The sequence below is a fragment of the Streptomyces sp. NPDC058671 genome (assembly GCF_042716475.1).
In the GTDB taxonomy this organism is placed as follows: domain Bacteria; phylum Actinomycetota; class Actinomycetes; order Streptomycetales; family Streptomycetaceae; genus Streptomyces.
In genome coordinates this window covers 102489-115703 of record NZ_JBHXSA010000002.1, presented here as the reverse complement: position 1 = coordinate 115703, position 13215 = coordinate 102489, and the positions used below count along the sequence as shown (strand labels likewise).

10 protein-coding genes are annotated in these 13215 nt (G+C 73.9%); 8 read left to right on the top strand and 2 right to left on the bottom strand.

The features are described from left to right. Positions 1-345 precede the first annotated feature (345 nt). Positions 346-2400: an elongation factor G gene (gene fusA / locus ACFWV2_RS02690; protein ID WP_384400594.1), complete on the top strand. Its 2055-nt coding sequence runs from the start codon at positions 346-348 to the stop codon at positions 2398-2400. Between the two features lie 374 nt (positions 2401-2774). Beyond that, on the top strand, positions 2775-5396 hold the full coding sequence (gene lanKC / locus ACFWV2_RS02685) for a class III lanthionine synthetase LanKC (protein WP_384400591.1): 2622 nt from the start codon (positions 2775-2777) through the stop codon (positions 5394-5396). 245 nt (positions 5397-5641) lie between these two features. Here the strand turns inward: lanKC and ACFWV2_RS02680 are convergent, their stop codons facing one another. Both ACFWV2_RS02680 and ACFWV2_RS02675 read right to left on the bottom strand, forming a co-directional pair. Then, the gene (locus ACFWV2_RS02680; RefSeq protein ID WP_384400588.1) at positions 5642-6124 is read right to left on the bottom strand and encodes a hypothetical protein; all 483 of its coding nucleotides are present in this window, start codon (positions 6122-6124) and stop codon (positions 5642-5644) included. A gap of 89 nt (positions 6125-6213) precedes the next feature. Then, a complete protein-coding gene (locus ACFWV2_RS02675; protein ID WP_384400585.1) occupies positions 6214-6690 on the bottom strand; it encodes an ATP-binding protein in 477 nt (158 codons plus the stop codon). A 151-nt stretch (positions 6691-6841) separates the two neighbouring features. On the opposite strand from ACFWV2_RS02675, the gene ACFWV2_RS02670 reads away from it, so the two are divergent. From ACFWV2_RS02670 to ACFWV2_RS02645, 6 genes are all read left to right on the top strand, one after another. After that, on the top strand, positions 6842-7699 hold the full coding sequence (locus ACFWV2_RS02670; protein ID WP_384400582.1) for a Scr1 family TA system antitoxin-like transcriptional regulator: 858 nt from the start codon (positions 6842-6844) through the stop codon (positions 7697-7699). Then, positions 7696-7935, top strand: coding sequence for a DUF397 domain-containing protein (locus ACFWV2_RS02665; protein WP_384400580.1), 240 nt, complete (start codon positions 7696-7698; stop codon positions 7933-7935). The genes ACFWV2_RS02670 and ACFWV2_RS02665 overlap by 4 nt, the downstream gene beginning before the upstream one ends. 92 nt (positions 7936-8027) lie before the next feature. Further along, complete coding sequence (locus tag ACFWV2_RS02660; protein ID WP_384400577.1) at positions 8028-8813, top strand: SDR family NAD(P)-dependent oxidoreductase; 786 nt, start codon at positions 8028-8030, stop codon at positions 8811-8813. A gap of 164 nt (positions 8814-8977) precedes the next feature. Beyond that, positions 8978-9376: a hypothetical protein gene (locus tag ACFWV2_RS02655; protein ID WP_360789640.1), complete on the top strand. Its 399-nt coding sequence runs from the start codon at positions 8978-8980 to the stop codon at positions 9374-9376. Between the two features lie 81 nt (positions 9377-9457). After that, positions 9458-11710: a hypothetical protein gene (locus ACFWV2_RS02650; RefSeq protein ID WP_384400574.1), complete on the top strand. Its 2253-nt coding sequence runs from the start codon at positions 9458-9460 to the stop codon at positions 11708-11710. Between the two features lie 31 nt (positions 11711-11741). Continuing rightward, entirely contained in the window at positions 11742-13190 is a 1449-nt protein-coding gene (locus tag ACFWV2_RS02645; protein WP_384400571.1) for a hypothetical protein, read from the top strand. The last annotated feature ends 25 nt before the right edge of the window (positions 13191-13215 follow it).

Genomic DNA, 13215 nt, shown 5'->3' with positions numbered 1-13215 from the left:
CCTCGCCCGTCCCACGCCCCCACCCTGACGGCACGTGACCCGTGCACCGCTCTCCGGCCTCGCGAAATTCGCTGTCGCCCGGCGCGTCGGTCTCCCTACACTCACGTCTCGGCGCACCGGTCGGTGCGCCGCCGAGCCGTCCGACCGAGGGGAGAGGACCGTGCGCAGTCACCGTGCCGTCGCCGTGTCCTCCTCCCGCACCCGGTACGACGTGATCCTCGCCTCCTCCGCCGAGCGGTGGCGGCTGCGCGCCCGCCATCGCCGCCCGTGACGACCTCGCACCCCTGACCGTCGTCCGGGAATCGCGCTGCCCTGTTCCCACGCAGCAGCGAAAGGCACGAGACCGTGCGTACCCCTGGCATCACCACTGACATCACCGCCGTCCGCAACCTGGGCATCCTGGCCCACGTCGACGCGGGCAAGACCACCGTCACCGAGCGGTTCCTGTACCTGACGGGCGCCATCCACAAGCGCGGCGAGGTCCACGACGGCACGACCGTCACCGACTTCGACCCGCAGGAGCGGGACCGGGGCATCACGATCTTCGCCGCGGCCGTCAGCTGCGACTGGGCCGGGCACCGGATCAATCTGATCGACACACCGGGGCACGTCGACTTCTCCGACGAGGTGGAGCGTTCGCTGCGCGTCCTCGACGGCGCCGTCGCCGTCTTCGACGCCGTCGCGGGCGTCGAGCCGCAGAGCGAGACGGTGTGGCGGCAGGCCGACCGGCACGGCGTCCCGCGCATCGCGTTCGTCAACAAGCTGGACCGCGCGGGCGCGGAACTCGACGGCGCCGTCGAGTCGATCCGTACGCGCCTGGGCACCGTCCCGCTGCCCGTCCAGCTTCCGATCGGGCGCGAGGACGGCTTCACCGGCGTCGTGGACCTGGTCCGGATGCGGGCGTACGTGTGGGCCGAGGGCGCCGACACGTACACCGAGCAACCGGTCCCCGAGGGGCTCGGGGACGAGGCCCGGCACCGCAGGCGACGCCTTGAGGAGACGGTGGCGGAGCTGCATCCGGGCGCCCTGGAGGAGTTCTGCGCGGATTCCGCGCTCTCCGACGGGACGCTGGCGGACGCGCTCCGCGACCTCACCCTCAGCGGCGAGGCCGTGGTCGTCCTGTGCGGCTCGGCGTACCGCAACCGGGGTGTCGAGCCGCTGCTCGACGCCGTCGTCGCGTACCTCCCGGCGCCGTCGGACATGCCGCCGGTGCGCGGGGAGGTCCCGGCGGACCCGGAGGCGCCGTTCACCGCGCTCGCGTTCAAGGTGAGCGCGACCGCCACCGGCCGCATGACCTACGTCCGCGTCTACGCGGGCACGCTCACGAAGGGGGACACCGTGCTGGACGCCGTCACCGGCCGCACCGAGCGGATCGCCCGCATCCTGCGGGTCCAGGCCGACCGGGCGACGGAGGTCGACGTGGCGCGCGCCGGTGACATCGTCGCCGTCGTCGGGCCGAAGACGGTCCGCGCCGGTGCGACGCTGTGCGCGCCGGGCGCGCCGGTCGTCCTCGAACCGCCGATGACCGCCGACCCGGTGGTCTCGGTCGCCGTGGAGGCCCGGCGCGGCACGGACACCGGCCGCCTGGCGACGGCGCTCGCCCGGCTGTCGGAGGAGGATCCGTCGCTGGTCGTGCGCTCCGACCCGGAGACGGGCCAGACGGTCCTCTCGGGGCTCGGTGAACTGCATCTGGAGGTCGTCGTGGAGAGGCTGCGGAGCGACCGGGGCCTCGATGTCACGGTCGGCCGTCCGCAGGTCGCGTACCGGGAGACGGTGGCGAAGGGTGTCACCGGCCTGCTCTACCGCCATGTGAAGCAGGACGGCGGGGCGGGACAGTTCGCGCACGTCGTCGTCGACCTCGAACCGCTGGGGCCCGACTCGGCCGAGGAGTTCGAGTTCCGCTCCACGGTGACGGGCGGGCGTGTCCCCCAGGAGTACGTCCGCGCGGTCGAGGCCGGCTGCCGGGACGCCCTCGTGGAGGGCCCCCTCGGCGGGCACCCGGTGACGGGGGTCCGGGTCACGCTCACGGACGGTGCCACGCATCCGAAGGACTCCTCGGAGATGGCGTTCCGCACGGCGGGCCGCTTCGCGCTCCGCGAGGCGCTCCGCGCGAGCGCCGTGACGCTCCTGGAGCCGGTGGCCGACGTCACGGTCACCGTCCCGGCGGAGTCCGTGGGGACGGTTCTCGGTGACCTCGCGGCCCGCCGGGGCCGGGTCACGGACCAGACGACCCGCTCCGGTACGGCGGTGGTGGCGGCGACGGTCCCGCTGGCCGAACTCTTCGGCTACGCGTCCCGCCTCCGCGGCCGCACCCAGGGCCGTGGCACGTTCACGACCCGCCCGGCGGGGTACGCCCCGGCTCCGGCGACGGCTCCGGATCGTGTGCCCGGCGCGAGGTGACCGGCGTGCGGTGACCGGCGCGAGGTGACCAGGCATCCGTGACCGGCATCCGCTGCCGCCCGGGGCCGCCGGCCGGGCAGGCTCCCGGGCCTGCCCGTCCGGCGGAGGGCCGGTGGTGCGGGGGACCTGCGGGCGGACCGCGGATGCCGTGCGGAACGGTGGCCGACGTCGGGGGCGGGGACGCCGACAGCCCCTCCTGCACGGGCAGGGCGAACTCACGGCAGACGCCCCGAACTCAGCGCAGACGTCCCGACGAGGGCGAACCCGCCCGATACCGGTCGCATGCCGCCGACGAACCGTTTCCATACCCGCCGGTCCTAGCGTCTGGCACGGCCGTCGCGGCCGCCACCACGACCACCCCGCGAGGAGATCCCGTGCTCGAAGGCTTCGGCGAAGCGCTCGCGGACCGGGAGTACCACCTGCCGCTGCCCAGCGTGGCCGACCCCGGGCCGCGCTTCGCCCCCCGTCGGGTGCCACCCGGCTGGAACGGCGCCGCCCAGGGCATCTGGACGGTCTGGGGCGGTCCGCGGACCGGGCTCGCCGAGCAGGGCTGGAAGATCCACGTGTCGGCGCGGCTGGACCGGGCGCAGGACGTCCTCGACACGGTCGCGGGGATCTGCTTCTCCGAAGGCGTGCCGTTCAAGCACCTCAGCGCCAGGCTCTTCTTCCTGTTCCTCCATCACAAACACTCGGGCCGTGCCCAGTCGGGCAAGTTCTGCGCCGTCTACCCCCCGGACACGGCGACCGCCCGGCGGCTGCTGGAACGTCTGCGCGACGCGCTCGACGGGGAGGAGGGGCCGTACGTCCTCACCGACCGGCGCTTCCGCGACTCGCGGACGGTCCACTACCGTTACGGCTCCTTCGGCGCCCGCAGCCGGCTGCGCGCCGACGGCACCCGGGAGGGGCTGGTCCGAGACGGCTCCGGCCGCGAGGTCGTGGACCCGCGGCTGCCCGCCTGGCACCTGCCCGCGGGGATCACGGACCCCTTCGTCGAGCGGGAGGAGGAGCCGCACACGGGCCCGATCCTGATCCGCGACTACGAGGTGACCCGCGCGGTGCGCCTGAGCAACGCCGGCGGCGCCTACCAGGCCCGGGACCGGCGGACGGGCCGCGCCGTCTTCGTCAAGGAGGCCCGCGCCCACAACGGCCTGCTCTTCGACGGGACCGACGCGCAGCAGCGGCTGCGGCACGAGTACCGGGTGCTGCGCGAGCTCCACGCGTCCGCCCCCGGCGTGGGGCCTGAACCGCTGGACCACTTCACGGAGTGGGAGCACGACTTCCTCGTCACCGAGTACGTCGCCGGGCAGCCGCTGGTGGGCTGGCTGAGCCGGTCCACGCCGCTGGCCCGCGCCGACCGCACGGCGGAGTCCGTCGCCGCGTACCACGAGGCGTGCCGGCACCTGCTGGCCGCGCTGGACGCCTCCGTCGAGCGGGTGCACGCCGCCGGTTTCCGGTTCGGCGACCTCAGCCTGGGCAATGTCATGGTCACACCGGCGGGCGGGATCCGGCTGGTGGACTTCGAGGCGGCGTCGGCGCTGGACGAGGCGCCCTCCGGGATGGGCACCCCGGGGTTCACGCCGCCCCCCGGGCTGCTCCGGGCCCGCACCGATCCGCTGCTGCAGGACCGGTACGGCGTGTCGGCGGTCGCGTTCGCCTTCCTGGCGCCGTTCCACGAGATCGCCGAACACGCGCCCGCCAACCTCGCGCTGCTGCGCCGCGACCTGGCGGACACGGCTCCGCCGCGGGACCTGTGGGAGCGGGCCACCGCCTTCCACCTGCCGGAGGAGCGGGCTCGGGACCAGGACGGTCCCGACCGCCTGCCCTCCCCCGCCGAGCTGGACGCCGATCCGCGCGGCTGCCTCACCCGGCTGGCCGAGGAGGTGGCCGCGGGGCTGCTGGAGACGGCTGACGCCGACCGGCCGGAGTGGGCCTTCCCGCCCTCGCCCGAGGCGTTCCGTACCAACACCCTGTGCCTGGCCTACGGCACGGCCGGGGTGGTGCACGCCCTGCACCGCGCCGGGGTCGCGGTGCCGGAGGAGATCCGGGAACGGCTGCGCCGCGACACGCTGGCGCAGCGTGACACGCTGCCGCCCGGCCTGCTCGTCGGCTCGGCCGGTATCGCCCGGGTACTGGCCGCTCTCGGCTCGCCGGACGAGGCCGTCGACCTGCTCCGGGACGCCGACGACCACCCGCTCACGGCCTCCTGCGGCACGCTGGCCGGCGGGCGCGCCGGGGTCGGTCTGGGCTGGCTCGCCCTGCACCGGCTGACCGGGGAGAGCAGCCATCTGGAGCGGGCCGCGGCGGCGGGGGACGGCCTCCTGAGCACCTCCGACCTGCCGGCCACCCTCGGCGAGCACGACGCCCGCGGTCTGCTGCACGGGCGCTCGGGGCTCGCCCTCTTCCTGCACCGCCTGGCCCGCGCCACCGACGACGGCCGCTACCTGGAGGCGGGCCGCGTCCTGCTCCACCAGGAACTGGACCGGACCTTTCCGCTGGACGACGGCACGCTGTCCCTCTCGGACGACGCGCGGCTCACCCGTGCCATGCCGTACCTGGCCACGGGCGCGGCCGGTGTGGCGGCCGTACTCACCCGTTATGTGGCCACCGCGCCGGACGAGCGCTGCGCCGCGGCGCTGCCGAGGCTGGTCGCCGGCATCCGGGTCTCCCGCGCCACGAAGGAGGCCGGACTGTACCGGGGGCTGGCCGGACTGTCCTGGGTCCTGACCGGGCACGCCGAGCTCACCGGCACGGCCGACGCCCGCCGGGACGCCGTGCACGCCGCGACCGGCCTGCTCAAGTACGCCGTTCCGTACCGGCGGGGTGTCCGCTTCCTCGGAGCGGGTTCGCAGCGGTTCACCGCCGACCTGTCCAGCGGCGGGGCCGGTGTCCTGCTGGCCCTCCACCGCCTGCTGTCCGGCCCGCTCCTGACCGAGCCCCACCAGGCGCGTCCCCGGGTCCCGGCACTCGGCCGAGGGCTCCGGGCGGGCGTCCCCTGAACGCCCGGGCACGGCGGCGAGCAGCTCCGTGCCCGGGTACGCAGTGACCGACCACCACCACCCCGAGAAGAATGCGGAGAGCATCCATGAGCCAGATCCTCGCGCTCCAGACACTGGACACCGAGTCGGAGGCCGATTCCCTCTACCCCTGCTTCAGCGTCGCCTGGAGCATCACCGACATCTTCCCCGACCCGATGTAACCAGGATCCGTCCTGACGGATCGAGCACCTCGCTCGTATGCCCGGCTACAGCGGCCCACGGCCCCCGGACTGACGCCCGGGGGCCGTGGGCCGTGCGCGTCGCTGTCGGAGCACGGTGACCGCCGACCAGGCCGAGAGCGCCGCGAAGAGCAGGGCGGCGGCGCCCGACATCGCGGCCAGGACCGCCATCCCGCCGCCGCCGAGGTCCTCTTCGCGGGCGACCACCCGCGGATCGTCCGCTCGGTACCGGACGTCCATGCGGGTGCCGGCCGAGCTGTACCTGCCGCCGCTCCCGACCGGCAGTTCCGCCTCCACGATCCGCCCCCCGACCTCGAAGGAGACCGTGCATCCGCCCGCCATGCACGGGCCGTTCGTCGTCAGCGTCGCCTGCGCCCGCTCGCCGTCCCGGAGGGAGCGGAGGTGTTGGGCCGCCGGGTGCGCGACGAGGCCCGCCAGCGCGCTGAGGAGCAGCGCGAGCACCACCGACAGGTAGAACCCCGCCCGCACTCCGAGAGCTCCCTCGGTCATGTCCCGAACCCCCCTCCGGTCGTGTCCGTCCCGTCCCCGACGCTATGCGGCCGGTTCGCCGGCGTCATCGGGCGTTGTCGGCACTCCGGTCATCGTCCGGCTGCCCGATGTCGGCAACCAGGACCGAGGTCGAGCTCGGCCCGTACGGTCTTTCCGACCGGTACGCGGTCGAGTACCGCCCACCGTGACGCCAGCGCCCCGACGATGAGCAGCCCGCGCCCGCCCTCGCCGTCAGGCGCGGGGACCGGGTCCGCCGGCCCCGCGGGCGGCCGGCGCTCGCCCCGCGTGTCGGAGACGTCGATCTGGAGCAGCAGTCCCGGCGTGTACGAGAGCCTCAGCTCGCAGTCCCGTCCGGGCACCCGGCCGTGCGTCACCGCGTTGGCGGCGAGTTCGGCGACGAGCAGCGCGACGGTGTCGGAGGTGTCGGAGCCGTACGGGAAGTCCCAGCGGTGCAGTTGGTGGAGAGCGAGTCGGCGGGCGAGCCGGGCACCTCGTGGGGTGGAGCTGAAGCGTTGGACGAACACACGTACGGTGACCGGCACTTCGCGGGTCATGGGGGAGGTCATGGGGCCAATGTGGCGTCGCACAGGACCGGGTACCAGCTCAGAAACCCGTACGCTGCGACAGCGTACGGGTTCACCCTCTGGACGGTACCGGTCACTACCCGTGAGCATGGTCGCGTTCAGTGCGAGTGCACGGGTGCGGGAGGTGGCCGGGGTGACGGACGAGGTTCCGGGCGAAGTGACGGACGCGGCTCCCTACGGGAGCGAGCCGGAGACGTCGGACAGCTTGAAGGCCTTCGGGGAGGTGGTCAAGGCATTCCGCAGACGGGCCGGCCTCACGCAGGAGCAGTTCGCGCCGATGGTCGGGTACTCGGTGCCGACGATCGCCTCGATCGAGCAGGGGCGGCGTTTACCCTCCGCCGATTTCGTGGAGCGCGCGGAGCGGGTGCTCGACGCGTTCGGGGTGATCCGGGCGGCGGCGAAGCACCTGGCGCGCAAGCCGGGCCTCGCGAGCTGGTTCCGCCAGTGGGCGAAGCTGGAGGCGGAGGCGGTCACGCTCTACACGTACGAGAACCGGCTGGTACCGGGGCTGCTCCAGACGCCTTCGTACGCGAAGACGCTGTTCGACGAGCAGATTCCGGCGCTGGGGGACGATGAGATCGAGTCCCTCCTCACCACCCGCGTCGCACGGACGAAGCTCCTCACGGACCGCCCCCACACGATCTACAGCTTCATCATCGAGGAGCACGTACTACGCCGCCAGACGGGCGGTCCGGAGGTCGTGCGAGAGCAGATCGACCACATCCTCGACATCTGCGCCCGGCGCAACATCGACGTGCAGATCATGCCGCAGACACGCGGGCACCACGCGGGCCTCAACGGCCCCTTGTGCCTCCTGGAGACCCAGGAGAACAAGTGGTTCGCCTACTGCGAGGGCCAGGAGACCGGACAGCTCATCCCCGACGCCAAAGTAGTCAGCATCCTCCAGAAGCGATATGCCAGGATGCGGGCACAGGCTCTTTCCGCAGAGGAGTCCGCGAGCCTGTTGCGGGAGATGCGAGGAGCAACATGAGCACCACAGACCTGGCTTGGTTCAAGAGCAGCTACAGCAGCGGAAGCGGCGACAACTGCGTCGAAGTCGCCCTCTCCTGGCACAAGTCCAGCTACAGCGGCGGCAGCGGCGACGACTGCGTCGAGGTCGCCGCCTGCCCCTCCACCGTCCACGTCCGTGACTCCAAGGTCCCGGACGGTCCCCAGTTCGCCGTGGCGCCCGACGCCTGGACGGGATTCCTCGCCCACCTGGGCTGAGTCGTGTCCGCATCGCGTCTGAGAAGATGCGTGTACCCGCCCTCCATCGCCCACGGACGGGCGGGTACACGCACGACGCGAGGAGCGACACGATGAGCACCACCCCCGGCGGCTACCTCTCCGGCCTCTTCTCCCTCGAAGGGCGCACCGCCCTCGTCACGGGCGGCAGTTCCGGCATCGGGCGTGCCATCGCCGGAGCCTTGGCGCGCGCCGGGGCGGGTGTCGTGATCGTGGCCCGCAAGGAGGCCGAACTCGTCGCGACGGTCGACGAGCTGACCGCCGACGGCTGCCGGGCCGCGTGGGTGAGCGCCGACCTGAGCACCCGTACGGGGATCAAGGCGGCGGCCGAGCAGGCCGCGGCCGTCTTCGGGGAGCCCGACATCCTCGTCAACTCGGCGGGGGTCAACCTCCGTCCGCCGCTCCACGAGCTGGGCGACGATGTCTGGGACACGACCATGACCGTGAATCTGGAGGCCCCGTTCCTCCTCGGTCAGCGTTTCGGGCCCGGCATGGCCGGGCGCGGCTTCGGGCGGATCATCCACATCACGTCGCAGCAGGCGCACCGGGCCTTCGTGCAGAGCGGGGCGTACGGAGTGTCCAAGGGCGCCCTGGAGTCCCTCGCCCGCTCGCAGGCCGAGGCCTGGTCCCCGTACGGCGTCACCTGCAACACCCTGGTCCCCGGCTTCGTGATGACCCCGCTCAACCAGCGTCTCTCCTCCGACCCGGAGCGCGTCGCCGCCCTCGCGGCCCGCACGATGGTCGGCCGCAACGGTCTCGCCGAGGACTTCGCGGGCGCGGCCGTCTTCCTGGCGAGCACGTCGTCCGCGTACGTGACGGGCCAGTCCCTCTTCGTGGACGGCGGCTTCTCCGTCCACTGAGCGGCTGCCTCCTCCCGGTCGTCCAGCGAGATCCGGCCATTGCGCACCGCGACGGGCCGACGGCTTTCGGTCATTGTTCACGGAACCCCTGGCGTCCCACGTGGTGAGCACTTGAATGGCCTCACGTGCGCATGGGGTGCGTGCGGGAACAATCGGGGGAACTCATGGATCCGTTGACGGCCATCGCGGCGGCGGGCGTCGCGCTCGTGGTCAAGGGTGCTTTGGAAGCCACGGGGCAGGAGGCCGGGCGGAGCGGCTGGACCGGTGGGGCGCGGCTGATCGCCCGCATCCGGGAGCGCTTCCGCGGGGACGGCGACGCCGAGGCCGCGCTGGAGCGCGTGACCGACACGCCGGACGACGAAACCGGCCAGCAGGACCTGGAGCGGATGCTCACGGCGCACATGCTGCGTGACCGTGCCTTCGAGAGCGACCTGAGGCAGTTGGTCGACGAGGCCGTGGCGGCCTCCGGCCGGGGCGGCCCCCAGGTCAGCGCCGCACTGATCAAGAACGCTCAGATCTTCAACGAGAAGGTCGAGATCCAGGGCGACTGGAACGTCTCGTAACGACGTCCGTCCGACCCCGCTCAGAGAAGGACGGCCGTCCGCGCGCCGCCCTTCGCCGACCCACCCCGGAAGACCTGTGCCATGAGCGAGGAATCCACCGCCGATCCGTCGTCCGGCGGTACGAGTGTCCGCTCCGATCCCGCCCCCGCACCGCCCTCCCCCTCCGACGCCCCGAAAGGGGTGCCGGAGAGTGAGCCGCGTGCCGGGGTCACGGAGCAGGACGGGCCCGTCAGCGAGTCCGACGCCCTGCGTTCCCTCACGGAGGGCTCGGCGTCCGACGACGCCGAACGGTCCGACGCGCAGAAGGCGGGCGCCATCGCGGACCTCATCGCGCAGCGCCTCAACGCCGACGCGTCCGGCACGCGGATCGGCACGCTGGCCCTCTTCAACGACACCGTCAGCTTCGGTGGCGGCTTCCACTCCGGGGGCGAGCGGTCCGGCCGCGCCGCCCACCGGGGCGGCGGGTCCGTGCTGCCGCTGGGCGCGGCCGAACTGGTCGACCACACCGAGCTGTTCGTGCAGCCCGACGGATACGAATCCGCCCTCACCGCCCTGGGCGAGCGGCGGCTCCTCGTCCTGACCGGGCCGTCCGGCAGCGGTCGTGAGGCCGCCGCCGTCAATCTGCTCGCCGAGGCCCTCGCCCTGGGGGGCGCCGACGGCGGCGGCGCCTGCCACCGGCTCCTCGACCCGGTCTCCGTCCTCGCCCCCGACTGGGAACCACCGGCCAAGGACAGCGGATACCTGGTCACCGTCGAGGACGGGGCGGCCGGCGCGCGGGACTTCGAAGCACTCCCCCGCCGGCTTCCCGCCGTCGTGGCGGCCCTGCGCGCCCACGGCTGCCATCTGGTCCTCACCGGCGGCCAGGACCTCGCCGTGGCCGTGCGCGGCGACGGCGCCGAGTCGGTGGCCGTGCACGCCCTCGCACCCGTCGACCCGGTGGCCGTCCTCGAACTGCGGGTGCTCGGCCACGGCGGCCCGCCCGAGGCCCGCGCCGAACTGCGGGCGATGCTCGACTCCGAAGGGGTCGTCGCCGCCCTCCGGGAGATGCCCGCGGCCCGGCACGCCGCGCGCCTCGCCGCCGACATCTCCGCGGGCCGGGACGTGGCCGCGGCGGCCGCCGCGCTGCGCGACCCGAGCGACCAGGTCAGGACCTGGTTCGACCGGCACCGGAACCCGGAGGCGGTGGCCTTCGCCCTCGCCGCCGCCGTCCTGGAGGACAGCGGCTACCTCACCGTCGCCGAGGCCGCCGTCAAGCTCCGCGCCGCCCTCGCCGTGCCCGAACCCGCCCTGCCCGACGTACGGTTCAGGGACCGGCTGGGCGACGAGCAGCAGTGGATCCGTCTCGACGCCGACGGCTTCGGACCGCCCCGGGTGCGCTTCCGGAACGCGATGCTCGGCCAGGTCGTCCTGATCTACGCCTGGACCGGACTCGACGGCTGGCGCGAGGCCCTGCTCACCTGGCTGCGCCGGCTCCTCGACCACAGCGACCTGGAGGTCCGCGCCCGTGCGGCCGTCGCCGCCGGGATCCTCGCCTGGGCCGACCACCACTACGCCGTGCACCGCTTCCTCACCGCCTGGGCAGCGTCGGACTCCTGGCAGCTGCGCCAGGCCGCCGCGACCGCGCTCGGCGTGGCCGGAAGCCGCGACGACTCGGCCGAGACGGTGTGGAACCTGCTGCACGGCTGGGCGCGCGGCGGCAGCTCGGTCCGGCAGCGCCGGCTCGCGGGGACCGCCGCGAACACGGCGGGCGGACTCCTCGGCCGGAAGGCGCCCGAGCGGGCCGTGGCCGTGCTGCACGACGCTCTCGACCGGGACGGCGACTGGGGCACCCTCCCGTCCGTGGCGTGGGGCGGCGTCCACCTCGTGCACCAGGGGCGGGCGGGCGAACTGCTCGACGCCTATCTGGACTGGTCCGAGCCGCAGGACCTCTCCCCCATGGTCGTCAAGTCGCTCTCCGCGTTCCTCTTCGCGGCGGGACGACCGTACGAACCGACGGGCGACGGACCGGTGGACGGCGTGTCCGGAGTGCCTCTGCTGCTGAGCGGCCTCCCCGACCACGAGGAAGCCGTCGCGGAACTGTGGGCCCGCGCGCTGGCCCGCCGACCGATGCAGGACAAGGCGCTCCTCGCCCTGCGCGACTGGATCGACGTCTACGCCGCCCGTGGCGGCCGGCGCACCCTTGAGGCCCTGAACCGCCTCCTGTGGGACATCTCCCGCAAACGCGGCTCCCACCGCGAGCGGCTGCTGTGGTGGCTGGACACGTGGGCACGGGACCGCGACTCGCCCTCCGCCAACGCCGCGCTTCTCCACGCGGCCCTGGCCCGTACGACCTGAGCGACACGCCCCGAGGAAGGGGGAGGAACCGGTGGAAGCACAGACCTACGACCCGGTGACGTCCTACGAGGAGCTGCCCAAGTGGCGGCTGACGAGCCCCGTACGGCCGCCGCAGCCCGGCCGCGCCCTGGTCCTGGTCCGGGACAGCGGCCCGTCCCTGACCATCCGCAGCGGGGAGGAGATACCGTCCTCGCGCTTCGGCGCGTACAGCGGGATGTTCACCGTCGACATGACCGAGCACCGGCTCGTGCTCGACATCCCGCTCCTCAGCCGTGACCCCACGTTCTCCTTCCGCAGCCGGGTCGACCTGGTGTGCCGGGTCGCCGACCCCGCGCAGGTCGTGTCGCGGGGCATCCGGGACATGAGCGCGACGCTCTTCGACTACCTGCGCAAGACGCTCCGCGAGGTCGCGCGGGACTACGACATCGCGGAGTTCCACCAGGCGGAGCGGGCGCTGAACGGGACGGTGACCGGCTTCACCGGCGACGACGCCGTCCGCCTGCGGAACGTGCACGTCGAACTCCTCGTCGACGAGGACGAGATCGCCACCAGCGGCCGCGAGTACCGGGACGTCGTCCGGGAGACCCGGCTCGCCGGGATGCGGCGCGGACGGCACCTCGACATGATCCGCGAGGAGGGCCTCGACGGCCTGATCGCCGAGATCATGGAGAAGGAGGGCCCCCGGGCCGCCCTCACCTGGATCGAGAAGAACGAGGCCGAGAAGAACGAGGCACGGCGCGAGATCATGCGCCTGGTCCTGGAGCGCGGCGACTCGGACCGGGAGCCCTTCGAGCAGGCCGAACTGGAGCGGACCGTCCTGGAGGAGGTCCTGCGCGAGCGGGACGGCCTCTTCGACGGGGCCGCGAGACGCGGCCGGCTGCGCGGCTCCCTCGCCCGCACCACGGACCCAGCCCCCGCGCTGGGCCCGGCGCGGGAGACCGGGAGCGAGCGCCGGGGACCGCTGCGCGGCGAGGTCGTGCGGGAGGACGTCCCGGCGGACCCGGACACGGACGCTCGGGGCACGGGCCCCGGGGAGGCGGGCCCGGCGCGGCCCGGCGGGCGGGTGTCGGGGGCGTACGGCTCCGGGCGCACGGAGGGGTACGGCTCGGGGCGCACGGAGGGGTACGGCTCGGGGCGTTCGGAGGGGTACGGCTCCGGCCGCCGCACCGGGCGCGCGGCGGACCCCGACGGACGGGGCCGGGACGGCGGGGCGCCACGGAGCGCCGCGCGCCCCGGGTACGCCGGTCCACCGGAGGACGAGCCGCTGCCTGACCCGAGGGCGGGCCGGGACCGGGACCGGCCGGGTTCCGACCCGGGCGTGGGCCGGGACCGGGACCGGCCTGGAGCGGCGGCCGACGCCGGGGCGCGTGGGGTGGAGCCCGGCGGGTCGGCCGTGGAAGGGGCGCCACCCCGGGTGAGCAGGGTGCGGGGCACCACCAGGCGGGACACTCCTCGGCCCGGACCCGACAGGGAGCGTTGATGGCAGACCACGACCACGGGGCACG